Source organism: Priestia sp. JNUCC 25 (genome assembly GCF_053667915.1).
Map to the genome: position 1 here is coordinate 4,388,495 of NZ_CM132211.1, position 25,938 is coordinate 4,414,432.

Here is a 25,938-nt window from a genome sequence, read left to right on the forward strand (position 1 = left end):
GCTTTTCTTATTGAAGCTTGTCTACCACTGCGGGCTTCCAGCCTTCTCCATCTACCCATTCAATTTGAACGCGGTATTTTGTTGAGGAGTTGCCTTTAGGACTAACCGTAGCTACCGCTTTACCTACGCCACCGTTATTCCCTAAACGCCATACGGTCATGTTGCTTGGGCTAATGCCTGACCCTTCGCCTACAGCTTTTAGCATTTCGTTCCAATCCGTTGATCCTTTTTTATATGTTGCTGCAGGTGCATCTTGTGACGTACCTACTGAATCCCATGAAGGATCTACCTTGCGTTCTGCCACGCCAGGCTCTGGATTTTTCTCTACTTCAGCCTGTGAATCTGAGTCGTTTGATTCTTCATCTGTTGCTTGATCATCTTCAGAGCTTTGGTCATCTTCAGAACTTTGATCGTCCGTTGCTTGATCATCTGTTGCTTGATCATCTTTCGAAGAATCATCGTCTTTTTTAGCCGTCTTGTCCGTTTTTTGGTCATTTGTTTGCGGATTGTTTTGAGTTGTTTCCGCTTGGTTATCCGATTTATCCTTGTTTCCAAGAATCATCGTACCACCGACAAATACAATTAAAACTGCTACGACAGCAATTAACAGATTATATAATCGGTTTACTTTTTTTTCTTTGTTTTCGTGTCTTGAAGAACGATTGTTATTCATTGCTACAATTTCCTCCAACTTTTATAATGCTTTATTCTAACATGTGTTTTCTTATACATGAAGCATCAAAATTTATTTGAAGTATATTTGTAATATTTTTTACAAATTCTTCTTGTTTTAACGTGTATTTAAGTCATACATCCCTTTAACAATATCATAAAATACGCTGTTTGTGGGAGATATCGCACTTTTTGTATTTAAATCCACTACTACCATTGCATATTTTGGATCATCTGCAGGAAAGTAACCGGCAAACCATTTATTGACGATATCGTCTTTCACACTGATTTCAGCAGTTCCTGACTTTCCTGCCACTTCATAAGGAAGCGTTTGAAATCTTCTTCCTGTTCCTTTTTCGCTCTGTACGACACCTTTTAAAAGCTGCTGCATAGAAGCAGCTGTGGCTTTATTAATGGTATCTCCTTTTAGCTCATGCTCTTTAAACGTATACAATGACGTGTTGTTTTTATACTCTAGCGCATCTACAGCTTTTACCTGTTTCTTTTCTCCTCCACGTGCAATTGTCGCCATCATATTTGCTACTGCAAGCGGAGTCACTTTTACATCAAGCTGTCCAATTGCCGTTTGCGCTACAGCATTTGGTACTTTTTTTTCTCTTGTATTTGTCCAAACTCTTCCCGATTTTTCTCCTAAAAACTGCTTAAAATGTTCAAAGTGGAACACATCACCTGTCCATCCTACAGGCTGAATAAGCCCTAACTTATCAGCATATTGTTCAAGGATATTCGGATTAGATATTATCATTTCTTTTGCTAGCTGGGCAAACGTTGCATTACAACTTTGCGCGAAGCTTTCTTCAAACGTCAGCTGCCCTTTTTGATGATCTTCTTCTACATTATTGCCATAAATACTTTTATCGCAGTTATAGGTCAAAGAAGGCTGAATTTTATTTTGTTCAAGCGCTGCAGCAGCTGTTACGGTTTTAAATATAGATCCAGGAGTTTGTGGCGTCAGCAAACGATTTTCTACGCTGTCTGAACCATTTTGCTTTTTAAATGGATCTTTCTTATTAATCGAAGGCCTGCTGGCCATCGCAATTACTTTATTATTTTTTATATCAATTAAGACAGCTCCTCCGTCTTTTAACTTATAATGATTTAATGTATTCTCCACCAGCTCCTGAGCAGACAAATCAAGCGTCGTACGCACACTGACTGGATAATAAGGGTTAGCTGTACCCGTGTATTTTACATCGATGCCAAACATAGGCCCACCTAGGCGATCAACATGATAAAGGAGCTTAGACTCCTGTTCAGGCAGCAAAAACTCGTCAAAAGCCCTCTGCATCCCTGAGATACCTACAGGCGTAGTTGATTTAATTGCTCCATTTTTCAATTTGTCACTATACTTCTCTTCAATTATTTGTTTGCTTTGTGCCTCTAGTCCGATTAAATGTTCAGCAAGAGGAACTGGACGCTCATCTTTTAGAGGAATTCCAAATACGCCAGGTACCTTTAATGCATTTATTTTTTCGACTTGTGCATGGGATAATTCTTTTGTAATAACAACCGGTGTTTTAGCATTCGCTAGTCTGTTCGTTAGTTCCTTTGGTTGCATTCCCACGATTTCACTTACTTGCTGAACAGGCCACTTCATTTTTTCTAAAAATGGAAACAGGACTAAGCGATTATGCGTGATAGATGTTAAAGACTGTCCATTTTTATCTTCAAATTTCCCTCGCCCGTCATCTACCACCATTTCCTGCGTACGCTGTTTTACGCTTCCTTCAATTAAGTTAATCTTTTTGTCAGTAAAAGATTCTGTGCTGACAAGCTGGAGTTGAACAAGCCGTGCTCCCAGTCCACTAATTAATAATAAAATAAAAATAAGAGTAATATAAATTCGCTTGTGAATTATTTTCATGACTACACCTCACTCTTTACAAGTGTCGACGTTGCCATTACTTTTAAAACCATTATCTTAAGAAATATTCATTCTTTTTTTCATTTCACAAAAAAACTTGCTGATTCAGCAAGTTTTTATTATTAATTTTCTGTTAAAAATTGTTGAGTTGTTCTTAGCTTTCCTATTTTCGGAAAGATGTAAGAAAGAGTTGCTTCATGCTCTTCTTTTGTAAATGTCGCCATGGCATCCGTGATAAAAATTTGGTTATACCCATACTGAAATGCTTCACGAGCTGTGCTTTCCACACCAATATTTGTTGCAATTCCGCAAAGGACAATTGTATCAATTCCTCTTCGGCGAAGCTGAAGGTCTAAATCTGTCCCAAAAAAGGCTCCCCACTGACGTTTTGTCACAATGTAATCATTCTCTTGAACATTAAGTCTTGGATCGAATTCCGCCCAGTCTGCAGGTCTTTCTTGAGGAGCAGATGGCTTTTGATCCGTTTCTGGCGTCAACGCATCTTTTCCATCTTGAAAATCTACTCGTACAAAGCTAATAAATCCATTTTGTTCGCGGAAACGATTCACAAGCTGAACAGATTTCTCCACAATTTCGTCTCCTCCAATTGGAACAATCCCTTTTTGTAAATCAATTAAAACAAGCGCTGTTTTAGTAAAATCGATATCTTTCATTTTCATCTTTCCTTTCTTACATATCTTTTCTATTCTCTCCGCTTTTTAAAATCATATAAAAAAAGCTGACGCGTGTCAGCTTTTTTAATTACGAGCATTCAGTAGAACGCTTCCAACCATATGTTTTACTTAACAGATACAATTTTCACTGACATATCTCCACCAGGAGTTTGAACAGTTACTTGATCTCCAATTTGTTTGCCCATTAGACTTTTAGCAATTGGCGAATCATTTGAAATTTTCCCTTCAAACGGATCTGCTTCTGCACTACCTACAATTGTATACGTTTCTTCGTCACCATCTGGCAACTCTACAAATGTTACAGATTTACCTAATGATACAATAGAAGAGTTTTCTACATCTTCTTCAATAATTTTCGCATTGCGAATCATATTTTCAAGCGTTGTAATACGGCCTTCTACGAAAGCCTGCTCGTCTTTTGCAGAATCGTACTCAGAGTTCTCCGATAAATCTCCAAAACTGCGGGCGATTTTGATACGCTCTACAACTTCTTTACGTTTTACTGTTTTTAAATATTCTAGCTCTTGCTCTAGCTTTAGCTTTCCTTCTTCTGTCATTGGAAATACTTTTTCTTGTGCCATAATCCCTTCACTCCTTCTTGAACTCAAAATCTCTAGTGTATACAGTCCATTTCTGTATGTACAAAAAATTTTCCACTCTGTGGAAAAATCAGTTAATAGAGAAATGACAGCTTCAAAATAGAAGCTGCTCGTTTCTCTATTCTTTATAATGTTTGTGTTTAGTTAGCAGAATATGTCTGCATTGTCTTCAAAAAAATTCCTGCATCTATGCTATGTTATTATAAAATGGCATTTTGTTCAAGAATTGTTTGAATTTTAGTGACCATCAAGTCAATCGCTACGTGGTTTTGACCGCCTTCAGGAATGATAATATCTGCATAACGTTTTGTTGGTTCAACAAACTGATTATGCATCGGGCGAACGACAGATACGTATTGATCAACAACTGACTCAAGCGTACGCTCTCGTTCTTTAATATCACGAAGCATACGACGAATGATACGAAGATCCGCATCTGTATCTACGTATAGCTTGATATCCATTAAATTACGCAAGCGCTGATCTTCTAGTACAAGAATACCTTCTAAAATAATAACATCTTTTGGTTCTTCTCTAATTACCTTTTCAGAGCGCGTATGAATTGCGTAATCATATACCGGTTTGTCAATGCTCTCATAATTTAATAAGTTTTGCAAGTGTTCAATCAGCAAATCATTATCAAATGCTAAAGGATGATCGTAGTTTGTTTGCAAACGCTGTTCAAACGGTACATCGCTTTGATCTTTATAATAATAGTCTTGCTCAAGAAGCATAATAGAATGCCCTTTAAAATACTCATAAATAGCTTTGGTTACAGTTGTTTTACCAGAACCGGATCCACCAGCGATACCGATTACAACGGGCTTTTTCCCCATTTTATATTTAAATCCCCTTTCGCATCATGTTATATGAAAATAGAGGTTGGTCCACTTTAAATTTCACAATTTGCAGCGGATGACGCGCAGCATCTAGTTCATTGCCATCTTCGTCCCAAATTTTATCTATTTTTTGCGTAAAATTTTTAATTTCCGGACCGAAAAATTCCACTTCTTCTCCCGGTTTAAAATAGTTACGCTGTTGCAATGTCACGATGCTTGTTTCTTCATCATAATTCAATACTAAACCAGCAAAATCAAATTTTGTTTTCTTGCCGTGTACGCCAAACATTTGCTCATCTACTCCAGGAACCCCTTCAAAAAAGGCAGGAGCCGTATCGCGGTTTGCACATTTGTCTAGCTCATCAAGCCATTCTTTTTGAATCACAAAATTCTCAGGATCTGCACAGTATGCGTCAATCACCTTGCGATACACGCTCACCACTGTTGCGATATAGTGAATCGACTTCATACGTCCTTCAATTTTTAAGCTATCAATACCCAGCTCAATCATTTGAGGGATAGATTGAATTAAATTTAAGTCTTTTGGACTCATTGCAAACGGATCGTCTTGCTCATCAAATAAAGCTGTTTCCGTTTTACCGTCTTCTACTTTAAATAAATCATAGTCCCAACGGCATGATTGACAGCAGCCTCCGCGGTTTGAATCACGCGCTGTCATATGGTTACTTAGCACGCAGCGGCCTGAATAAGCAATACACATCGCTCCGTGAATAAAAGCTTCAATTTCAATATCCACTTTTTCTTTCATTTCGCGCATTTCTTCAGCACCCGTTTCACGAGCAAGTACAACACGTTCTAATCCTTCTTCTTTCCAGAACTGAACGGCTTTCCAGTTTGAAAGTGATTGCTGCGTACTTAAATGTACTTCAAGCTTAGGTGCAACGCGTCGACAGGTTTCGATAATTAACGGATCAGCTACGATGATTCCAGAAACACCAGCGCGCTCTAATCCCATTAAATAATCTTCAAGTCCGTCCATATTTTCATTGTGAGCAAAAATGTTTGTTGTAACATAAATACGTGCGCCGTATTTGTTTGCAAACTGAACACCTTCTGCCATTTCTTCAAATGTAAAGTTATCTGCATTTGAACGAAGGCCAAACTCTTTTCCTCCGATAAATACAGCATCTGCTCCATAGTGTACGGCAACTTTTAATTTTTCAAGGTTACCGGCTGGAGCTAACAACTCAGGCTTCTTAGTAATAACTCGTTTACCTTCTACTACAGTATCGATTTGAACAGCCATCGTTTGTACCTCCTTTGTTTATCTTTCTTTGCATGCTTTTTAATATACCGTTTCTTTAAAGAAAAACCCTGTGTCTAACGGGCGGTTAATTGGCTGCAAGCTTTCAATTTCTTCTAACAAATCGTCTTTAACGTTTTCGTATTCTTCACGGTCATCTATACATAAATCAATCGCTTGACGATATTTTTTTGTTACTTCTAAAATATATTGCGGTGACTTTAATACGCCGTCAATTTTGAATACATCTACTTCAGCATCAATCATTTCGGAAAGCTCATCGATAATACACATATCATTTGGACTCATAATGTGCGTTCCATTTTCATCTTCGAAAATTGGATACTTATTGTTTCGCTCATTATCAAGTAAAAACATATCTTTTTCTACTTTACGATTTTCAATTTCCATGACTTTTCCTTGATACTCAAAGTAGTTGCCAAGAAGTGAACGTTTTGATTGGAACATACACGTCATGCCATGCACCTGAACTTCAATTTCTACTTCGGCTTTTTCTTTGATATCAATGATGCTATCCATGCTTAGCTCACGAGCAAGAACTGCGCGCTTAGCTCCTTTACGCCCCCAGTAGTTACATGAATACCAGTTTGTGCCCGTTGTTTCAGTACTCCAGTGCATCTTCATTTCTGGAGCTGTTTCACGCACTGCCATCAATACAGCAGGATCTCCAAATACAATCGCATCCACGCTTGCTTCTTTTAAGAATAAAATATATTCATTTAGTTCGGCGATTTTATCATTGTGAAATAATCCGTTCATCGCTACGTAGACTTTTGCATTATGCTGATGAGCAATATTTACAGCTTCTACGATATCTTCACGTTTGAATTCACCTGCTAAACGCAAACCGTAGCGCTGTTCACCAACCATAACAGCTGTTGCTCCAGCTTGTAGTAATGATTCGATTTCCGAAACTGCAGTTGGTGTCACTAATAGTTCTGGTTTTTTCATTCTTGGTCACCTCTTTTAATACTAATCGCGATTCCGTCTCCAATAGGGAGAATAGTTGTATAATAATCGGGATGATTCATCAGCCACGTATTGTATGCCTGAATTTTTTTAATTAAGCTACGGCGTCGACGTGTTTCTACTTCGGCCAAATCAGTCGCTACGTGACCTTTAAATAGTACGTTATCCGAAATAATCATTCCTTTAGAAGATAGCATCGGCTCATAATGTTCAAAAAAACGCTGATACTGACCTTTAGCTGCATCAATAAAAACTGCATCATAGGGACCATGACGTTCAATTTCATCTCTAAGCTCTAGTGCATCCCCAAACAACGACACAATTTTATCTTGTTTTCCCGCCCGTTCAATAAATTCTTGCGCTTTTTGGTAACGCTCTTCATTTCGTTCTACCGTAACCACTCGTGCCTCTGGAAGCGCATGGGTCATTCGAATAGACGAATATGCAATCGCTGTTCCAATTTCTAATATATGTTTTGGCTGATGAAGACGAAGAATTTGCAATAGCGTTTCAACACCAATCAATTCCATAATCGGAACGTGATGTTCTTTTGCATAAGCTTCCATTTCTTCAATAAGCTCCTGGCGCTTAGGAATAAGCTTTTCCACATACTGCTCTACGTTTTGTAAAAGCAAAACACTTCCTCCGTTCTCAGAAGTACATTTTACATTATGTTTTCATAACGTTTCATTACTGCAAAATAGTAAGACAACTAGTCTATTATAAGTTTTTTTCGTTTTTACGTAAACCCGATATATTTTAACATAAAAGATGGGGAATGCGAAGTATCGCGATTCCCCAATTTTAAATTCCCACTTATTTTTCGGTATTTTGCTTTTCTTTACCTGTAATATGCTTGGCTTTTTCTTTGTTATGTTCTTCTAACGTTTTGGTAAAAATAACTTTTCCTTCAGGTGTGGCCAAGAAGTATAAATAATCTGTATTGGCTGGATGTAACGCAGCTTTGATTGACATTAAACCAGAGCTGGCAATTGGTCCTGGAGGCAACCCTTTTACTTTATACGTATTGTAAGGAGAGTCCACTTCTAAATGCTTATAGAACACGCGGTCTTTATGCTCTCCTAAGGCATATAAGACGGTTGGATCCGTTTGAAGAGGCATGTTTTTTTCAAGGCGATTATAAAAGACGCTGGCAATTTTTTCTCGGTCGACTTTCGCAGTCGCTTCCTCTTCAATGAGAGAAGACATGGTTAACAATTTATGTGCACTGAATTTTTTCTTCTTCATTTGCCCACTGTACTGACCTAATACATTATTTGTTTTCCCTACCATTTTATCCAATATTTCATCTAACGACACATTTTTATCATAAAAATCATACGTAACGGGATATAAATAACCTTCTAGCGGATGTTTAATATCTTTTTGCATCACTTCATCCGTTACTACATCTGGATATTTTTCTTTCATTTTATTGACGAATGCCTTATCGTCTAGCTTTTTCATGACTTCGTCTTTTGTAAACTTTGTATTTTTAGCAATGATATCAGCAATTTCGACAAGCTGGCGTCCTTCTGGAATGGTGACACGAATATCAGGTTGTTTTGAAACCTCGCCTTTTTCCATTTTTTCAACCATTTCCCCTAGACTCATGGAAGGAGAAAATAAATACGTTCCAGCTTGAAATCCAGACACATGGGTTAATTTTACGTAATAGCGAAATGCACTTTTACTTTTAATTAAATCTTCTTTTTTCAATACCGTACCAATCGATTGGACGGAAGAACCTTGTGGAATGGTCACATTTACTTTTTTATTGCTGTTTCGATCCACGGGCGTTAAGCGGGATTGAGCATAGAAAAATGCACCGCCAACTAGTAAAAGAAGTACGATAATTGTAATAAAAATAACTCGTTTTTTTCTTGAACGATTAGGTGGTAAAAATGTTTGTTGCGACAAGCAGCTTCCTGGTTAAATCTACTTCTGTAAAAGAAGATACAACCAGTTTCACCTCTTTTCTTCTTGATTTTTTATAAGTATGAACAGAGAGGAGACATGAGATTGCGATTCATTCGTATCGCCTATAGGTGTGAGATGGTATCGCTTCCTTAAACTCTCGCCTCTTCTAAAATTTTTCCATGATTTATGTTATTGTCTGCCCAAAGTCTAGTTTCATCCGTTCAAACAATGAATTCTTTTATTAAAATGCACTCTCACACGCAGGAATTATTATACTACAATTTATCTTATTTTTCGTCATTATCATACAATCTGCCCTAAGAATGCAAGGAAAAACCTTTTTATATCTAAAAAGAACAGCCGCTATGTAAAAAAAAGCTGATAACGATTGTCATCAGCTTTTTCACTATAATTATTCGCCTTCTTCGTCAAGGAATGTATTAACCATTTCCTCAACCATGTCCCACTCTTCTTCTGTTTCAATCGGTTGAAGCTCACCGTCTTGACCATCTTCACTTGGTGTGAAAGCAGATGCATGAATTTCAATTTCCTCTTCATCATCTTGGTCTGCTCCGATTGGATAGTAAATTACATATGATTTGTTATATTGATCAGAATCAAATGTGAATAAAATTTCGCATAGCTGCTCATTTCCATTCTCATCGACGATTGTAATTTTATTTTCTTCTACGCTCATGTTTGCACCTCATTTTATATTGTAAGCTCTTAGCTTAACTTTTTCTTCAGCGAAAAGCAAGCCGTTCAGTTATTTCACTTCCCTTTTACGTACAAAAGAATATGCAAAAGGGAAATTCATAACTTTTCAGCTGAGGCAAAGCCTGCTGCTTTTCTTACTGCTTGCTGTCTAAGTATCCTTGAAGAATCATAACAGCTGCCATTTTATCGATTACTTTTTTGCGTTTCTTGCGGCTTACATCGGCAGACAGCAGTACTCGCTCTGCTGCCATCGTCGACAAGCGCTCGTCCCACATCATCGTTTCAATGTTAAGTTTTTCTTTGACGTTGTCAGCAAACTCAATGCACGCTTCGCCTCGAGGGCCAATCGTACCATTCATATTTTTAGGAAGACCCACTACGATTTTCTCTACGGAATATTCGTCAATTAGCTGCTGTAAACGAGGATATGATTGCTCCATCTGCTCATCTGCAATTTTAATTGTTTCAATTCCTTGCGCTGTCCATCCCATTTCATCACTAACTGCCACACCAATTGTTTTGGTTCCTACATCTAATCCTAATACGCGCATTTATGAATCCTTTCGATGCTGTTGTAAATAAGATTTAACAAGTTCTTCAATGAGCTCGTCTCGCTCTAACTGGCGAATTGTGTTTCTCGCATCGTTATGACGAGGAATGTAAGCAGGGTCTCCTGATAACAAATACCCAACGATTTGGTTGATCGGGTTGTAGCCTTTTTCTTGCAGTGCGTCATAAACCGTAAACAATACTTCATGTACGTTTGTTTCAGCTGGCTCATCTTGAAAATTAAATTGCATGGTTTTATCAAATGAACTCACGGTCCCACCTCACTCTCTTAATTTGTGAACACATTGTGCACTATGCTAAGTCTTATTTATATTGTACACCAAGAAAGAGGAGAATTAAACGGATTTAACCCATTCTTCTACAGTGCCAAGTGCTTTTTCAATTTGGCTAGCGTCTTTTCCTCCAGCTTGCGCCATGTCAGGGCGTCCGCCTCCGCCTCCGCCGCAAATCGTCGCTACTTCTTTAACAAGTTTGCCAGCATGATGGCCTTTAGCAATTAAATCTTTTGTTACACCTGCAATAATATTTACCTTTTCACCTTGTGGAGAAGCTAATACGATCACAGCGGATTCTAATTTTTGTTTTAAATCGTCAACCATTGCGCGAAGGTTATTCATATCCGTTGCATTCACTTTCGCTGCTAGTACATTTACACCATTAATGTTTTGCACTCGGTCAACGAGATTGCCAGCTTCAATATTGCCAAGCTTTGTAGATAGTGAATCATTTTCACGCTGAAGATTACGAATTTCTTCTAGTAATCCTTCAACGCGCCCTACTAAATCACGCGGGTTGGATTTTACTTTTGCCGCAGCTTCTTTTAGTAAGCCTACTTGATCGTTCATTAACTGATAGGCAGCTTTTCCAGTTACAGCTTCAATGCGTCGAGTACCTGCACCGATTCCCGATTCTGATACAATTTTAAATAAACCAATAACAGACGTATTTGGCACGTGACATCCACCACATAATTCTAAGCTGTAGTCGCCTACTTGTACTACGCGCACGATATCTCCGTATTTCTCACCAAATAGCGCCATTGCACCCATCGCTTTTGCTTCGTCAATTGCTTTGTTTTCAATTTGTACAGAGATGCTGTCCCAAATCTTTTCATTAACAATTTGTTCAATTTTCTCAAGCTCTTCTTGTGTCACTTGACCAAAGTGAGAGAAGTCAAAGCGCAAGCGATCCGCTGTTACTAAAGAACCCGCTTGATTAACATGCGTTCCTAACGTATCTTTTAATGCTTGATGCAATAAATGCGTTGCCGTATGGTTTTTCACAATCGCACTGCGGTTTTCTTCATCAAGCGTCGCCGTGTATGTTTCACCTTTTACAAGCTCACCGTTTGTTACAGCTACCGTTTGGACATTTTGGCCGTTTGGCGCTTTTTGAACGTCTTTTACTTCCGCTGTTCCTGCAGCACTTTGAATCGTACCTTGGTCCGCAATTTGACCGCCGCTTTCTGCATAGAATGGCGTGTGGCTTAAGATGACTTGCGCTTCTGTTCCAGCTTCAGCGCGGTCAACAAGCTCACCGTCTACAATAATTGCTTCAACAACTGTTTCTAATTCATTTTTATCATAGCCAACAAACTCACTTGCAACCGTTACTTCACCAAGTACGCCGCCTTGAACTTGCATAGAACTAGAATCTTGACGAGCAGCACGCGCACGCTCACGCTGTGCTTCCATTTCACGTTCAAAACCTGCATGATCAATTTTCATGTTCTCATCTTCTGCATATTCTTCCGTTAATTCAACAGGGAATCCATACGTGTCATATAAACGGAAAACATCTTCGCCTTGTACCGTATCACTGTTTTGCGCTTTTTCTTTTTTAATAACGGTTGCCAAAATAGCTAGTCCGTCATTTAACGTTTCGTGAAAACGCTCTTCTTCATTTTTTACTACGCGCTGGATAAAATCCGTTTTTTCCTTTACTTCCGGATAGAAATCAACCATGATTTCCCCTACTACCGGCACTAGCTCGTACATGAACGGACGATTAATGTTTAACTTTTTAGCATAGCGAACTGCTCGGCGTAACAAACGGCGCAGCACATACCCACGGCCTTCATTTGAAGGAAGCGCACCATCACCTACAGCAAATGTTACCGTACGAATATGGTCAGCAATGACTTTAAATGCCGTATCTTGCTCATCATTTGTACGATATTTAGCGCCTGAAATGTTTTCTGTTGCTTCAATAATTGGCATAAACAAATCTGTATCAAAGTTTGTTTGCACATCTTGAATAACAGAAACCATACGCTCTAAGCCCATTCCCGTATCGATGTTTTTCTTTGGAAGCGGCGTGTACGTGCCATCAGGATTGTGATTAAATTGAGAAAATACAAGGTTCCAAATTTCTAAATAACGCTCATTTTCTCCACCTGGATATAATTCCGGATCAGTTAGATCATTTCCATATGCTTCTCCGCGATCATAAAAGATCTCTGTATTTGGACCACTCGGACCTTCTCCGATATCCCAGAAATTACCTTCCAAACGAATGATGCGTTCTTTAGGCACGCCCATTTTTTCATTCCAAATCTTAAATGCTTCTTCATCTTCAGGGTGAACTGTTACAGATAGCTTATCTGCGTCGAATCCAATCCATTTATCGCTCGTTAAGAATTCCCATGCCCATTGGATTGCTTCTTCTTTAAAATAATCACCGATAGAGAAATTACCAAGCATTTCAAAAAACGTATGATGGCGAGCCGTTTTACCTACGTTTTCGATATCGTTTGTACGAATGGATTTTTGTGCGTTACAAATACGCGGATTTTGAGGAATAACACGACCATCAAAATATTTTTTTAATGTAGCTACTCCACTGTTAATCCATAATAAAGATGGATCTTCATGCGGAACTAAAGATGCGCTTGGTTCTACATCATGGCCTTTTTCTTTAAAGAAATCTAAATACATTTGACGAACTTGTGCTGACGTCAGTTTTTTCATGATTGGTCCTCCTTTAATACTCTTCTTATTTATAGACAAAAAAATGATGACATAAAAGCATCTATTTTCTCTGTGTACAAAAGCAATTGCTAGTTATTTGCACACAAAAAAACTCTCATCCCTGTAGCAGGGACGAGAGTTGAACTCGCGGTACCACCCTGATTATAAATGCCAAAAGCATTTATCACCTTCATAGCGTTAACGTTGCTGACACGGCAGGTTTTAGCCTGCACTCTGGACTAGCGTTCAGCTGCTCTTTGTTTAGCGCTTCTTTCAGCCAAGGAAGCCCTTCTCTAAAAACCAGTGTGCAACGTACTCGATCCATCATTGTGTTTAAAATATGTAGCGTTTTCTTATGGCGATATTATGACAAATTAACCGCTCTTTGTCAATGTTTGAGCGTATAAGAGCGGATATGCAAAATAGATATTTTAATGACTGCTAAAATTGGCACAGCCAAAATGAGACCCAATACTCCTCCAAATTCTCCTCCTAAAAGGAGCGCAAGCATGATAAACAAAGGATGAATATGAAGACTCTTTCCTACGATAAGCGGAGACAGCACATTTCCCTCTAGAAACTGCAGCACAAAGATTATAATGACAATGGTAATAACCAACTTTATCGAGATTGTGGCTGCAATAATAGCCGCTGGAACCGCACCAATAATCGGGCCAAAATAAGGAATGATATTCGTTACGCCAATAATGAAGCCTAAAAGAAGTGCATAAGGTACATGAAAGAACCACAGTGCTGCTGTGGCAATCACACCAATAATGAGACAAACAAAAAATTGCCCTCTAATGTAATTGCCGAGCGATTCATTCACATCCGATAAAAAACGTTCGCCTGGTTTGTGCCACTTTTTAGGTGTGACATAAGCTGTTGCTTTCTTAATGGAGGAAAAATCCTTCAGCATATAAAAAACAATAAATGGAATAATGATTAAAATCAAAAAAGAGGTAATCAATGACTTTAATCCTTCCGCCACTTTTGTAAGCCACACGTTGAGCGTAGCCTCTACATCATCAATGCTGCCTTCAATTTTCTCATGTACACCGTTTGGAAGTGAAGTTGTACGATCATGAATCGATTCTACCCAATGTCTATATGTATTCGTAAAATGCGGCAGCTGTTCGTTTAAATCTTTTACTTGTTCCACAAAAATAGGGTACGACTTATAGGCTCCAAACCCAATTCCTCCAAAAAAGATGATGTAGATCAGTAAAATAGCTAGAGGACGAGGCACGCCTTTATCATGCGTTTTTTCAATAAGCGGATGAAGTAAATATGTAATGAATGCTGCAATAAAAAAAGGCAGCAGTGCTTTTAAAAACATGTAAATAACAGGAAGCCATAAAAACTGGACTTTAAAAAAGACTAATATGCACAGCAGCGCTAATAACAGCAGTCCGAATCTATAGAACCATTTGAATGAACTATCTTTCAACGTAAACTCCTCCTCTCTTCTATTTTTTGATAAAGAAAGGAGTTTATGCATGCAGTTGTCTCTTCTGCCTGCAAAAAAGCACTATTGCAGCTAAGTGCAATAGTGCTTTTTTTATTAGTGAATAGCTTTCATCATACGTTTACGCATTTTTTTCATATTTCTTTTTGTAAACATCTCTCGATCATCTGCCATTTTAAATGCATAAGCTCCAAGACCGAAAGCGACTACTGACGGAATGATTCTGCCCATTGCTCTTCCTCCCGGTAAAAAAGAATTAGAAATTGATTGTGCGCTCGTCGTCTGAGAACAAATCATCAAGCGAGCTCAATGTTCCATCTTCTTCTACTTGGTGAGTATTAATTTGTCCTTTTGAAATAGTCATTTCAATAAAACAATTCCAGCAGTAATACTGATTTACACCAATTTTGCCAACGTCAATACTTTTACAGTTTGGACATTTAAACAAAGTCGACACCTCTTTATACGTTCTACTTATATAAACGCATTATGTCCACTTCTTTCCATGTCCATACTTTATTTTCTGACAATTAGCAAAGAAGGATGGCAACAAAGGAGTTTATTTAACTCTTTGTTAGCATGCGAAAGGTTACATGAAATCATACGGCGTAACGTTTTCCATCCCAATATTTGCATCTTTCATAAATGGAATTTCGGGATCTTCTATGTCGTTATCCAAGCTTTCTCGAAGCAAGGGCTGTAAATTCGTTTGTCGGACACTGTCTTCATTTCGGCTGACTCCAAGCTGAAACGCTTCGTCTTCGCCGCATAAAATTAAAAACTGTTTGCTTCGCGTAACGGCGGTATAAAGTAAATTGCGTCGCAGCATCCGGTAGTAGCTTTTAACAATTGGAAGCACAACAATGGGAAATTCACTTCCCTGTGATTTATGAATGGAACAGCAGTATGCATGAGTTATTTGATTAAAGTCTTGCTTTGTGTAAGTTACTTCATTTCCTTCATATGAAATAACCAGCATATCCTGTTTTTCCGTATTTTCTTTGGCAAAAAAAACCGAGACGATTTCTCCCATATCTCCGTTAAATACGTTGCTATCCGGCTGATTTACAAGCTGCAGCACTTTATCTCCGACTCGGTACGTAATATCTCCGTGCTTAAGCTCTCTTCTTTGCTCAGAAGCCGGGTTGAATAATTCCTGAAGAACTTCATTCAGCTTATCAATACCTGCAGGACCTTTATACATAGGAGCTAGAACTTGAATATCTTTAGCCGTATAGCCTTTTTTTAACGCATTCCCGCAAACTTGTTGCACGACGTTCGTGATGTGCTGTCCTTGACAACGAATAAAGGAACGATCTCCTTGCTGCCTGGATAAGTCTTCCAGAAGCTTTCCTTTTTTTATTTCATGAGCCAAATCAATAATTGAAGATCCTTCCGCTTGCCGGTATACATCTGTCAGACGGACGGTAGGAACTACTTCTGAACTCAGTAAATCTTTTAACACCTGTCCCGGACCTACTGAAGGAAGCTGGTCTTCGTCTCCAACTAAAATAACCTGTAAATTAGCAGGAAGAGATTTAAACAGCTGATGAGCAAGCCACAAATCTACCATTGATACTTCATCCACAATCAGTAATTTTCCGTCAATTGGATTCTCCTCATTATGATCAAATCCTTCTTGTCCGTTCCATTTTAATAATCTGTGAATTGTAACTGCCGGAAGTCCCGTCGCTTCGCTCATTCGTTTAGCAGCGCGTCCAGTAGGTGCCACAAGTAAAACAGGAAAAGCTTCATCTTTTTTATAATCCCCTGGATTTAACGAACATCCGTGAAGTTCTGCATAGAGTTCGACTATTCCTTTAATAACCGTTGTTTTCCCTGTACCTGGTCCACCTGTTAAGAGAAGCATCGGAGACATTAAAGCGGTTTGTATGCCCTTGCGCTGAGAAGGTGCATATTGCACGTCTAATCGCTCTTCTAGTTCACCCAGTGCCAATAAGAATTCTGATTCTGGAAACTGCTCTTCGTACTGCGTTTGAGCCATAATTTTTTGAATAGCTTTAACCAGCCCTTTTTCAGCATAGAAAAGGGGAGGAAAATAAATTTTTTCGTCTTGAATGATAAGCTTTTTGTCTGCTTTTAATGCGTCCACTTCTCTTGTAAGATCCATTTCAGACAGATTCTCATGCCTGCTTTTTCGAAGAAGCTCTGCTGTTTTTCCATACAGCTGATCTGCCGTGACGTATACATGTCCCATTTGATTGCATTCTTGCTCAATGACATATAAAATACCTGCACGCAAACGATCAGGATGATTGGTTGCCATACCAAGCCTCTTTCCAAGTTCATCGGCTCTGCTAAAGCCAATACCTTGAATATCTTCTACGAGCTGATAAGGATTATTTTGAACAATTTCAAGCGCTTCTTGTTTGTACGCTTGGAAAATCTTCATCGAAAGCTGCGGTCCAAACCCGAGGTCTGTCAGCTTTACCATTACTTCTTCTAACCCTTGATGTTCACGAAGCTGCGTGACTAAAGCTTCTGCCTTGTCGGCTGAAAGCCTCGGAACCTCTTTTAGCACAGACTCATTTTGCAAAATACGAAAAATAGCGCGTTCTCCTAGGGCGTCCACAATGTTTTCAGCGGTTTTTTTACCGATTCCGTGAAATAAATCGCTAGACAGGTACTGAACAACCCCTTGCCTTGATTGCGGAAGTTCTTTTTTAAACTGTTCAACATGAAACTGCAGACCAAACTTTGGATGCTCTTTGAAGTCTCCGTAAAACGTGTATACTTCATCTTCATTCAGCTTAGGAAAATAGCCTGTAACGACCGTTTCTTTATCTTCAATCTCTAAATTTGTTTTTTTGATCCGTATCCGCGTAACGTTATATAAGTTTTCTTCGTTATGAAAGACCGTTACAATCGACGTGCCGCTTATATAATGACGTTCTGGCTGTGAAGGGTTCACTTGTTCTTCGTTCATGTTATCCTTCCTTTACCCGCTTTCTTAATGTTCTAATGTAGACAGAACTTGTTTGGCATTTACTGCCATTACGTGATCTGGCTGCACGTTTAAAGCTTCATCTAACATCTCAATCGCCTTATCTTTGTCATCTTTCATGGCATACGCTACGCCTAAATTATAAAAAGCATCGGCGTGTTCTGGCTCTTGATTGACTACCTTAAGAAATTCAGCAATCGCTTCATCTACCATTTCGAGCTGTGCTAAACAAAGACCGTACTGAAATTTTGCTTCTACATCATGTTCGTTTAGTTCTACCGCTCGCTGAAGATAAGGCATCGCAAAACGAATTTCTTCCATATGAAACAGCGTTAAACCAAGCATAAAGTACGCATCGGATGAATCTAAGCCTTTTTTGATTGCTAAATCAAAGTAGTGCTTTGCCTGCTCAAGCTGCTCTGCATTAAAATAAATATTTCCTGCTCCGTAATACGCTGTTGCCGTTTCTTCATCTAATTCAATCGCACGTTCATAAAATTTCAAAGCACGATCCATCTCACTAACAGCCGCTAACAAATTGCCAAAATTCACATACACAATTGGATCTTTTGGATTATCTTCAATTGCTTCTGAAAATGTTTTAGCAGCCTCTTCAAATTTCCCTTCCTGCATATACTGAATTCCTAGCTGATTTTTATCTGTCATTTTTTCGTTCACTCCACTGTTTTAGTTATGATTTAAGAGATTTTCACATCATGAAAATCTAGAATATGTAAGTTATTAGTTTACCCAATAAGTAAAGTATATCATAGAAAAACCTCAGCTATATACGGCCGAGGTTTTTCGTTCTTGCTTATATGAATTATACGTACCAGATTTGCTCTTCTTCTTGAAATACTTTGTCAATTGTTGCTCCGCCAAGACATTCATCATCTTTGTAAAACACAACTGCTTGACCTGGCGTAATTGCGCGAACAGGTTCAGCAAAAATAACCTTAATTGTATCATCATCGATTTTTTCAACGGTTACTGCTGAATCAGTTTGACGATAGCGGAATTTTGCTGTGCACGTCATTGGTGACGACCAGTCACGTTCGCTTACCCAGCTGACATTGGTTGCTGTAAGAGATGTAGAATAGAGCAACTCATTGTGAAAGCCTTGATCGACGTACAAAACATTTTTTTCTAAATCTTTTCCGACTACAAACCAAGGTTCACCGCTGCCTCCAATACCTAAACCATGGCGTTGGCCAATTGTATAGTACATGAGACCGTCATGCTTGCCTTTCACTTCGCCGTCAAGCGTTTGCATTACACCTGGCTGAGCAGGAAGATACTGACTTAAAAATTCTTTGAAGTTGCGTTCACCAATAAAGCAAATACCTGTGCTGTCTTTTTTCGTTGCTGTAGCAAGGCCTGCTTCTTTCGCAATTTCACGCACTTTTGATTTCTCAATTTCACCAATTGGGAACATTACTTTGGAAAGCTGATCTTGTCCTAATTGATTTAAGAAATACGTTTGATCTTTATTTCCATCTACGCCTCGAAGCATTTTATACTCCCCGTCACGGTACGCAACGCGTGCATAATGTCCTGTCGCTAGATAATCTGCTCCTAGCGTCATTGCATGCTCTAAAAAGGCTTTGAATTTAATTTCCTTATTACACATTACATCAGGATTCGGTGTACGACCTGCTTTATATTCATCTAAAAAGTAGGTAAATACTTTATCCCAATATTGTTTTTCAAAGTTGACTGCATAGTAGGGAATACCAATTTGATTACATACGCGAATAACATCGTTATAATCTTCAGTCGCAGTACAAACGCCGTTTTCATCCGTATCGTCCCAGTTTTTCATAAAGATTCCGATCACATCGTATCCTTGTTGTTTTAATAAAAGAGCTGCTACAGATGAATCAACGCCTCCGCTCATTCCGACTACTACACGTGTATCTTTAGGTGATTTTGTCAACTTCGCCACCTCCGTTTTCTTCATTTTAATTAAATTGTTCGCTAAAAAGCGAAAGAAACGACACAAACCATCAGTGAGGGATGAAGACCCTACTGATGGCTGCTATTTACATCGTTAGTCGCTTAACGATGTTTGCTGTTTGACGTGCGGTTTTTTCAATTTGCTCAGCTGAGTTTCCTAAGCCAAAGCTAAATCGAATAGAAGTTGTTAAACGTTCAGACCCTTTTCCAAACATAGCTACAAGCACATGAGAAGGATCTATTGCTCCCGCTGTGCAAGCTGAACCGCTCGATGCCGCAATTCCTGCTAAGTCTAAATTTACGAGCATCGATTCAACATTTGTTTTTGGAAATGATAAATTTAACACATGTGGCAGAGAATTTTCAAGATGTCCGTTAATTTCAAATGAAATACCTTCTTCTTTCAACACAGCTACCATTATTTCTTTGTATCTTCTATATTCATCTGCACGTGTTTGCAGCGTTTGTTGCGAAATTTTCACAGCTTCTTCAAACCCGACAATACTTGTCATGTTCTCAGTTCCAGCTCGTCGTTTGCGCTCTTGTTCTCCTCCAAATAGCAAAGGAGACAGTGAAACGTGAGCAGCTGCATATAAAAAGCCCATCCCTTTTGGTCCGTTAATTTTATGAGCAGAAACGGATAAAAGATCGACACCTAATTGTTGCACATTTAACGGAATTAATCCATAAGCTTGCACTGCATCCGTGTGGAAATATGCTCCATGCTCTTTTAATAGAACTCCAATTTCTCCAATTGGCTGAATAGCACCTACTTCATTATTTCCAAACATCACCGACACAAGAATTGTTTGATCAGTTAGGGCTGATTTTATTTCATCCACAGATACTTGTCCGTACTCGTTAACTGGTAAGTAAGTCACTTCAAAGCCCTGTGTTTCTAAATATTCACACGTATGAAGCACAGCGTGGTGTTCAATTTGCGTGGTAATAATATGATTTCCTTTATGGCGGTTTGCAAGAGCTACTCCGATCAGTGCCATATTATCTGCTTCTGTCCCACCACTTGTAAAAATCAGTTCATTTTCGTGTGCTCCAATACTTGCTGCAATCGTTTGGCGAGCTTCGTCTAAATAGCGTCGACTTTCCCGCCCGTAGTGATGAATACTAGATGGATTTCCAAAGTACTCATGCATAAAAGTCGTCATTTTCTCAACGACTGCCGGATGTATTGGAGACGTTGCTGCATGATCAACATAAATACGTTCCAAAATAAACGCCTCCTAGCTCATTATTAAATATAAAACATATAAGACGCTTGATCATCATCAGAATGATTTGCTAAATCTTCAAGCGTTGTACTATCTAGCACTTCTTTAACTGCATCTCGAATACGAATCCACAGCTCGCGTTTTGCAGGCTCTTCATCTTCAATTCCTTCTACAGGACTAATAGGACCTTCTAAAACAGAAATAATATCGCCAGAAGTAATGTTAGCAGGTTCATGTGCTAAGATGTAACCTCCATAAGCTCCGCGCACGCTTTTTACAAGCCCAGCGTTACGCAGCGGTGAAATAAGCTGCTCTAAATAATGTTCAGATAAGTCATGCGTTTGAGCAATAGTTTTAAGCGAGATAGGACCTTCGCCAAAGCGCTTCGCAAGCTCAATCATAATCGTTAAACCGTAGCGTCCTTTTGTTGAAATTTTCATACGATACACTCCTTCAATACACTTTTTTTATTTATGAAAAAAATAAGACCCTCACGTTGTCACTGAATGCTGTGATGAGTCGTTTTTTACTAAGCTATATGAACTTCTCTATATGCATTTCTTGCAAATGTAACTGTTGATATTATAACATACTATGCCTATAAGATAAATTTCCACCACCTATTCACCTCTTGTGATACAGTGAAAGAAAAGAAAGGAGAAACACATGGCTACAAAACCTCTCGCATTTCGAATGCGTCCGACTCATTTAGATGACGTTATCGGACAGCAGCATTTAGTTGGCAAAGATAAAATGATTTATCGAATGGTAAAAGCAAATCACTTAAGCTCGATGATTTTATATGGACCTCCAGGCGTTGGAAAAACAACAATTGCCACAGCTATTGCAAAAACAACCAACACGGCGTTTCGTCAGTTGAATGCCGTTGTAAACAATAAAAAAGATATGGAAATTGTCGCCGAAGAAGCCAAAATGTCAGGCAAAGTAATTCTGCTGTTAGATGAAGTTCATCGCCTTGACAAAGCCAAGCAAGACTTTTTGCTTCCTTATTTAGAAAATGGCATGATCATTCTAATCGGAGCGACAACAAGCAATCCTTATCACGCGATTAATCCTGCTATTCGAAGCAGATGTCAAATCTTCGAATTAAAATCTCTTACGCCAGATGATATCAAAATGGCGCTAACAAGAGCACTCAACGACTCATCCAACGGATTTGGGGATAGAAAAATTATCGTAGAAGATGACGCCATGAACCACTTTGCCAACAGCTGTAACGGCGACGTGCGCTCGGCTTTGAATGCTCTGGAACTGGCTGTTTTATCAACAGGTGAAAGCGATGGTAAAATCGTTATTACCTTACAAACGGCAGAAGAATGTCTGCAGCAAAAATATTTTTCACATGATAAAAATGGTGACGCTCACTATGATGTATTATCGGCTTTTCAAAAATCGATTCGCGGCAGCGACGTAAATGCCGCTCTTCATTATTTGGGACGGCTAATTGAAGCAGGAGACTTGATCAGCATCAATCGTCGCCTTTTAGTCATTGCCTATGAAGACATTGGACTAGCTGATCCGGATGCCGGCATGAGAACTCTCGCAGCTATTCAAGCAACTGAGCGATTAGGACTTCCAGAAGCACGTATCCCGCTTGCAAACGCCGTTATTGAGCTTTGCCTATCACCGAAGTCCAACGCTGCTTACAAAGCATTAGATGAAGCGATAAGTGATATTAAAAAAGGGCTGTCCGGCGACGTTCCCCCTCATTTGAAGGATGCTCATTACAAAGGAGCAGAGAACCTTGGCCGAGGCGTTGAATATCGATACCCGCATGATTTTGATAACGGATGGGTCCTTCAACAGTATTTACCGGATCGCATCAAAAACAAACAATATTTTCATCCTAAACAAAATGGACAAGAAAAATACTTTTCAAAAGTTTTCAATCGTTTAGAGACACTAAAAAAAGAAAATGGCTGAAACTGTTGCTCAGTTTCAAAGCCATTTTCTTTTTTGTCTTTATCTATTAAGCTGCACTTTTAACGTCTTTTCGTTTTTTCATTTTTGTTGAACCTTTAAAGTAGCTGTCTAAAAGTTTAGCGACTAAACGAGCGACTATGTTAAACAACAGAACCATAATGATTAGAATAGCAGCTGACTTTGTTGCAATCAATCTTGCATCAGGTACAATTCCTTCAGAGTTTAATTTCCAAATGTGGACGGCAAGCGTCTCTGCTGGTCGAAAAATATTAAACGGGTTTACAGGACTCGTTAAGTCAGCATTTGAATTTAACATCGGCGTCGTTAAGCCAGCCGTATAAATCAGCGCAGCTGCCTCTCCAAAGATTCGTCCCGCTGTTAAAATAACACCTGTGATAATTTGTTGAATCGCTGATGGAATGACGACTTTGACAATTGTTTGCCATTTAGTCGCACCCAACCCTAAACTTGCTTCTTTTACACTCGCAGGAACAGATGCAATCGCACTTTCACATACGCGCGTTAAACCCGGTAAATTTAAAATTGTAATCACAAGTGCTCCACCGATAAGCGTATAGCCCCAGCCGGAAAATGTGACAAAAATTAATAATCCAAATAAACCAACTACAATGGACGGTAATGACGCCATTGTTTCAATACATAAGCGGACGAAATTTAAGAAACGGCCTTGCTTCGCGTACTCCGCTAAGTAAATTCCGGCTCCTAAACCAAGAGGAATAGAAATGATCAGCGTTAAAACAAGCATGTAGAACGAGTTAAACAGCTGGGGTCCGATACCGCCTCCTGCCATCGTATTGCTTGGCTTTCCAAATAAAAAGTTCGGATCCCAAAATCCCCAGCCTTTAGCGATAATTTCAACAACTAAATACACTAATAGCGCCACAACTAGAGCGGCAATGGCATAAAAGATACCTGTCCATATATTATTTACTGTGCGTGCATTTTTGTTTCTCATTGATGAGCACCTCGTTTCCCAATTGCTCGGATAATTAAAATGAACACGAAAGAAATAAGCAGTAAAATCATGGCTAACGTCCACAATGCGTTATTCCATGCCGTTCCGTTTAACGTATTAGACATATCCATTGTTAAAATACCTGTTAATGTTGCCGTTGGACTATATAAGCTTTCAGGAAGCTTAACCGTGTTTCCGATAACCATTTGAACAGCTAGCGCTTCTCCGAATGCGCGGGCAAGCCCTAACACGATACCTGTTAAAATACCTGTTTTAGCAGATGGAATAATGACTCGGCTAATTGCCTGCCATCTTGTTGAACCTAGTCCATAAGAAGCTTCTAAATATTCAGGTGCTACGCTTCGAATTGCATCGTCAGCAATACTTGCAATTGTCGGAAGAATCATGACGCTTAAGACAATAATTCCGGCAATCAAACTAAAGCCCACTCCGCCGAAGTTATCGCGAAGAAGCGGCACTAAAATTGTAACCCCTAAAAGACCGTATACCACTGAAGGAACTCCGACTAAAAGTTCTAAAACCGGTCGTAAAACCGTTGAACCAAATTTAGGCGAAATATAGTTGTTAAAAATGGCGATAGCAATTCCAATTGGAGCACTTATAATAACGGCTCCGATTGATACAAGCATGGAACCCAGAATAAACACAAGTGCCCCGTATTCTTTATTGTTTGGGCTCCATTTTGTTGAAGTCAACATTTCACCGATTGATATATTACTTTGTAAAAATGACTGTATGCCTTTTTCACAAATAAATACGATAATAGCTAACGTAACAAGTACAATTAAAATACCGCAAAATGTAGAAAGCGTACGGCCAATGTATTCGCTTTTTACATAATTAATGGATTTTTTCCCCTTCATCGCTCTGTCTCCTTACATATTCAGTATATATTCGCTTTTCTTTTTATTCGCTATATACTTTATTAACATTCAAATAGAATAAGACTGACTGTGTTAGTCAGCCCTATTCTTTTTAAAAACACTCTTATTTTTTGAACTCAGTCATTGGGATATATCCCATATCTTCTACTTGCTTAGCAAAGTCTTTACCAGCTACGTAGTCAATATACTCTTTTGCACCATCTTTTGGCTCACCGTTTGTAATCATGTACTCATAAGACCAAAACGGATATTTTTTAGAAACAATGTTTTCTGTTGTTGGCTCTACACCATCAATATTAAGCATTTTTAAACTTTCTTTTTTATCGCCGATTAAATACGACATAGCAAGGTAACTTACTGCTCCTGGCGTTGAGTTTACTGATTGCTCAACCGCTCCGTTTGAATCTTGAGCTGTACCAACGCTGTCATTTACTTTTGCGTCACCCATTAATGTTTTCTCGAATGTAGCACGTGTGCCAGATGATGCTGGACGGTTGATTACGTTAATTTTTTCGTCGTTTCCGCCAACTTCTTTCCAGTTTTTAATTTCGCCAGAGAAAATCTTTTGAATTTGCTCTTTTGTTAACGATTCTACTTTTACATCTTTATTTACAACAAGTGCGAACCCGATGCCCGCTACTTTCGTATCTACAAGTTTATCTGCTTTTGATTTATCTTCAATTTTATCGGCTGCTGGAACGTCAGAGTTTCCAATGTCAACTGCTCCTGATGCTACTTGGTTAACACCAGTTCCACTACCTCCACCTTGTACCGTTACTGAAAGGTTTGGATATTTTTCAGTAATTCCATTCGCTGCTTCTTCTGCAAGTGGTTGTAAAGCTGTAGATCCCGCCGCTGTTAACGTACCTGACACTTCTTCTTTGCTGCCCGAACCACTGTCGTTGCTTGCTCCGTCTTTACCACATGCTGCTAGTGCTCCTACCATTAAAAAAGCTGCTAATGTTACTTTAAAACCCTTTGTTTTCATTACATTACCCTCCAATAAATATATGTGTAATTAGTACTAGTTCTTTGTACTCGAACAACAGGTACAAGACACATTATACGAGTAGATTGTTGTCTTTATATGAAGTGAATTTTAAGTTACTGTAAACTTACTTATTTGGGGTTTATTTTTTCTTATTTCTATCAAAAACCTTGATATATAAGACTTTCTGAATATTGCTGTAGAAGAAACAAAAGAAAGAAAGCGAAAACGTAAATTTTATGTAAATAAAGCGTTAAATAAATTTACATAAATCTCTTTTTTTAATACAGTGTAAATTCACCATCAAGCCATATTTTTCAATTTATTAGTACTTTTTATACATATCAAACAGAAGATTCCATTCAAAGCATAAATAGAACAGATATT

At 38.7% G+C, this 25,938-nt stretch carries 25 protein-coding genes; 1 reads left to right on the forward strand and 24 read right to left on the reverse strand.

The genetic code is table 11. From position 1 onward, the window contains the following. Nucleotides 1-7 precede the first annotated feature (7 nt). The 21 genes from JNUCC25_RS23085 to cymR form a co-directional block, all read right to left on the reverse strand. Nucleotides 8-673: a YrrS family protein gene (locus JNUCC25_RS23085; RefSeq protein ID WP_013059276.1), complete on the reverse strand. Its 666-nt coding sequence runs from the start codon at nt 671-673 to the stop codon at nt 8-10. A gap of 117 nt (nt 674-790) precedes the next feature. Beyond that, on the reverse strand, nt 791-2,557 hold the full coding sequence (locus JNUCC25_RS23090; RefSeq protein ID WP_053487743.1) for a peptidoglycan D,D-transpeptidase FtsI family protein: 1,767 nt from the start codon (nt 2,555-2,557) through the stop codon (nt 791-793). Nucleotides 2,558-2,679: 122 nt separating this feature from the next. Then, nucleotides 2,680-3,237, reverse strand: coding sequence for an isochorismatase family protein (locus tag JNUCC25_RS23095; protein WP_028410598.1), 558 nt, complete (start codon nt 3,235-3,237; stop codon nt 2,680-2,682). 119 nt (nt 3,238-3,356) lie between these two features. Continuing rightward, a complete protein-coding gene (greA, locus tag JNUCC25_RS23100; RefSeq protein ID WP_013059279.1) occupies nt 3,357-3,833 on the reverse strand; it encodes a transcription elongation factor GreA in 477 nt (158 codons plus the stop codon). Between the two features lie 218 nt (nt 3,834-4,051). Next, a complete protein-coding gene (gene udk, locus JNUCC25_RS23105) occupies nt 4,052-4,687 on the reverse strand; it encodes a uridine kinase (RefSeq protein WP_013059280.1) in 636 nt (211 codons plus the stop codon). A gap of 7 nt (nt 4,688-4,694) precedes the next feature. Beyond that, nucleotides 4,695-5,957 (reverse strand): peptidase U32 family protein, encoded by a 1,263-nt coding sequence (locus JNUCC25_RS23110; RefSeq protein WP_013059281.1) that lies wholly within the window; start codon nt 5,955-5,957, stop codon nt 4,695-4,697. 39 nt (nt 5,958-5,996) lie between these two features. Beyond that, the gene (locus tag JNUCC25_RS23115) at nt 5,997-6,926 is read right to left on the reverse strand and encodes a peptidase U32 family protein (protein WP_064472146.1); all 930 of its coding nucleotides are present in this window, start codon (nt 6,924-6,926) and stop codon (nt 5,997-5,999) included. Further along, nucleotides 6,923-7,579, reverse strand: coding sequence for an O-methyltransferase (locus JNUCC25_RS23120; protein WP_013059283.1), 657 nt, complete (start codon nt 7,577-7,579; stop codon nt 6,923-6,925). Before JNUCC25_RS23120 ends, JNUCC25_RS23115 begins: the two co-directional genes overlap by 4 nt. A 181-nt stretch (nt 7,580-7,760) precedes the next feature. Next, nucleotides 7,761-8,864: an endolytic transglycosylase MltG gene (gene mltG / locus JNUCC25_RS23125; RefSeq protein WP_055992485.1), complete on the reverse strand. Its 1,104-nt coding sequence runs from the start codon at nt 8,862-8,864 to the stop codon at nt 7,761-7,763. Between the two features lie 412 nt (nt 8,865-9,276). Continuing rightward, nucleotides 9,277-9,561, reverse strand: a complete 285-nt coding sequence (locus JNUCC25_RS23130) for a DUF1292 domain-containing protein (protein WP_013059285.1) — start codon at nt 9,559-9,561, stop codon at nt 9,277-9,279. A gap of 154 nt (nt 9,562-9,715) precedes the next feature. After that, nucleotides 9,716-10,132, reverse strand: coding sequence for a Holliday junction resolvase RuvX (gene ruvX, locus JNUCC25_RS23135; RefSeq protein WP_013059286.1), 417 nt, complete (start codon nt 10,130-10,132; stop codon nt 9,716-9,718). Beyond that, complete coding sequence (locus tag JNUCC25_RS23140) at nt 10,133-10,402, reverse strand: IreB family regulatory phosphoprotein (protein ID WP_013059287.1); 270 nt, start codon at nt 10,400-10,402, stop codon at nt 10,133-10,135. A gap of 84 nt (nt 10,403-10,486) precedes the next feature. Further along, nucleotides 10,487-13,120 carry an alanine--tRNA ligase gene (gene alaS / locus JNUCC25_RS23145; RefSeq protein ID WP_064472147.1) on the reverse strand — a complete coding sequence of 878 codons (2,634 nt, stop codon included), beginning with the start codon at nt 13,118-13,120 and terminating at the stop codon, nt 10,487-10,489. Between the two features lie 388 nt (nt 13,121-13,508). After that, nucleotides 13,509-14,570 carry an AI-2E family transporter gene (locus JNUCC25_RS23150; protein ID WP_013059290.1) on the reverse strand — a complete coding sequence of 354 codons (1,062 nt, stop codon included), beginning with the start codon at nt 14,568-14,570 and terminating at the stop codon, nt 13,509-13,511. 114 nt (nt 14,571-14,684) lie between these two features. After that, the gene (locus JNUCC25_RS23155; RefSeq protein ID WP_013059291.1) at nt 14,685-14,819 is read right to left on the reverse strand and encodes a YrzQ family protein; all 135 of its coding nucleotides are present in this window, start codon (nt 14,817-14,819) and stop codon (nt 14,685-14,687) included. A 25-nt stretch (nt 14,820-14,844) separates the two neighbouring features. Then, nucleotides 14,845-15,036 carry a hypothetical protein gene (locus JNUCC25_RS23160; RefSeq protein ID WP_013059292.1) on the reverse strand — a complete coding sequence of 64 codons (192 nt, stop codon included), beginning with the start codon at nt 15,034-15,036 and terminating at the stop codon, nt 14,845-14,847. A gap of 141 nt (nt 15,037-15,177) precedes the next feature. Further along, a complete protein-coding gene (gene recD2 / locus JNUCC25_RS23165; protein WP_098524643.1) occupies nt 15,178-17,535 on the reverse strand; it encodes an SF1B family DNA helicase RecD2 in 2,358 nt (785 codons plus the stop codon). Between the two features lie 24 nt (nt 17,536-17,559). Then, nucleotides 17,560-18,219: a tetratricopeptide repeat protein gene (locus JNUCC25_RS23170; protein WP_013059294.1), complete on the reverse strand. Its 660-nt coding sequence runs from the start codon at nt 18,217-18,219 to the stop codon at nt 17,560-17,562. A 157-nt stretch (nt 18,220-18,376) separates the two neighbouring features. Further along, nucleotides 18,377-19,489 (reverse strand): tRNA 2-thiouridine(34) synthase MnmA, encoded by a 1,113-nt coding sequence (gene mnmA / locus JNUCC25_RS23175; protein ID WP_078082181.1) that lies wholly within the window; start codon nt 19,487-19,489, stop codon nt 18,377-18,379. A 106-nt stretch (nt 19,490-19,595) separates the two neighbouring features. Next, nucleotides 19,596-20,738 carry a cysteine desulfurase family protein gene (locus JNUCC25_RS23180; RefSeq protein WP_025750574.1) on the reverse strand — a complete coding sequence of 381 codons (1,143 nt, stop codon included), beginning with the start codon at nt 20,736-20,738 and terminating at the stop codon, nt 19,596-19,598. A 23-nt stretch (nt 20,739-20,761) separates the two neighbouring features. Then, nucleotides 20,762-21,178, reverse strand: a complete 417-nt coding sequence (cymR, locus tag JNUCC25_RS23185) for a cysteine metabolism transcriptional regulator CymR (protein WP_013059297.1) — start codon at nt 21,176-21,178, stop codon at nt 20,762-20,764. A 226-nt stretch (nt 21,179-21,404) separates the two neighbouring features. On the opposite strand from cymR, the gene JNUCC25_RS23190 reads away from it, so the two are divergent. Beyond that, nucleotides 21,405-22,682 carry a replication-associated recombination protein A gene (locus tag JNUCC25_RS23190; protein WP_064472148.1) on the forward strand — a complete coding sequence of 426 codons (1,278 nt, stop codon included), beginning with the start codon at nt 21,405-21,407 and terminating at the stop codon, nt 22,680-22,682. 46 nt (nt 22,683-22,728) lie between these two features. Here JNUCC25_RS23190 and pstA read toward each other — a convergent pair whose 3' ends face one another. The 3 genes from pstA to JNUCC25_RS23205 form a co-directional block, all read right to left on the reverse strand. After that, nucleotides 22,729-23,658 (reverse strand): phosphate ABC transporter permease PstA, encoded by a 930-nt coding sequence (pstA, locus tag JNUCC25_RS23195; protein WP_064472149.1) that lies wholly within the window; start codon nt 23,656-23,658, stop codon nt 22,729-22,731. Further along, entirely contained in the window at nt 23,655-24,542 is an 888-nt protein-coding gene (gene pstC / locus JNUCC25_RS23200; RefSeq protein ID WP_013059300.1) for a phosphate ABC transporter permease subunit PstC, read from the reverse strand. The genes pstA and pstC overlap by 4 nt, the downstream gene beginning before the upstream one ends. 124 nt (nt 24,543-24,666) lie before the next feature. Further along, nucleotides 24,667-25,551: a phosphate ABC transporter substrate-binding protein PstS family protein gene (locus tag JNUCC25_RS23205; RefSeq protein WP_013059301.1), complete on the reverse strand. Its 885-nt coding sequence runs from the start codon at nt 25,549-25,551 to the stop codon at nt 24,667-24,669. Nucleotides 25,552-25,938: the final 387 nt, after the last annotated feature.

Coding starts and splice junctions, on each gene's coding strand:
- JNUCC25_RS23085 (WP_013059276.1), bottom strand. CDS start 673: ATGAATAACAATCGTTCTTCAAGACACGAAAACAAAGAAAAAAAAGTA.
- JNUCC25_RS23090 (WP_053487743.1), bottom strand. CDS start 2,557: ATGAAAATAATTCACAAGCGAATTTATATTACTCTTATTTTTATTTTA.
- JNUCC25_RS23095 (WP_028410598.1), bottom strand. CDS start 3,237: ATGAAAATGAAAGATATCGATTTTACTAAAACAGCGCTTGTTTTAATT.
- greA (WP_013059279.1), bottom strand. CDS start 3,833: ATGGCACAAGAAAAAGTATTTCCAATGACAGAAGAAGGAAAGCTAAAG.
- udk (WP_013059280.1), bottom strand. CDS start 4,687: ATGGGGAAAAAGCCCGTTGTAATCGGTATCGCTGGTGGATCCGGTTCT.
- JNUCC25_RS23110 (WP_013059281.1), bottom strand. CDS start 5,957: ATGGCTGTTCAAATCGATACTGTAGTAGAAGGTAAACGAGTTATTACT.
- JNUCC25_RS23115 (WP_064472146.1), bottom strand. CDS start 6,926: ATGAAAAAACCAGAACTATTAGTGACACCAACTGCAGTTTCGGAAATC.
- JNUCC25_RS23130 (WP_013059285.1), bottom strand. CDS start 9,561: ATGAGCGTAGAAGAAAATAAAATTACAATCGTCGATGAGAATGGAAAT.
- ruvX (WP_013059286.1), bottom strand. CDS start 10,132: ATGCGCGTATTAGGATTAGATGTAGGAACCAAAACAATTGGTGTGGCA.
- alaS (WP_064472147.1), bottom strand. CDS start 13,120: ATGAAAAAACTGACGTCAGCACAAGTTCGTCAAATGTATTTAGATTTC.
- JNUCC25_RS23155 (WP_013059291.1), bottom strand. CDS start 14,819: ATGGGCAGAATCATTCCGTCAGTAGTCGCTTTCGGTCTTGGAGCTTAT.
- recD2 (WP_098524643.1), bottom strand. CDS start 17,535: ATGAACGAAGAACAAGTGAACCCTTCACAGCCAGAACGTCATTATATA.
- JNUCC25_RS23170 (WP_013059294.1), bottom strand. CDS start 18,219: ATGACAGATAAAAATCAGCTAGGAATTCAGTATATGCAGGAAGGGAAA.
- cymR (WP_013059297.1), bottom strand. CDS start 21,178: ATGAAAATTTCAACAAAAGGACGCTACGGTTTAACGATTATGATTGAG.
- JNUCC25_RS23190 (WP_064472148.1), top strand. CDS start 21,405: ATGGCTACAAAACCTCTCGCATTTCGAATGCGTCCGACTCATTTAGAT.
- pstA (WP_064472149.1), bottom strand. CDS start 23,658: ATGAGAAACAAAAATGCACGCACAGTAAATAATATATGGACAGGTATC.
- pstC (WP_013059300.1), bottom strand. CDS start 24,542: ATGAAGGGGAAAAAATCCATTAATTATGTAAAAAGCGAATACATTGGC.
- JNUCC25_RS23205 (WP_013059301.1), bottom strand. CDS start 25,551: ATGAAAACAAAGGGTTTTAAAGTAACATTAGCAGCTTTTTTAATGGTA.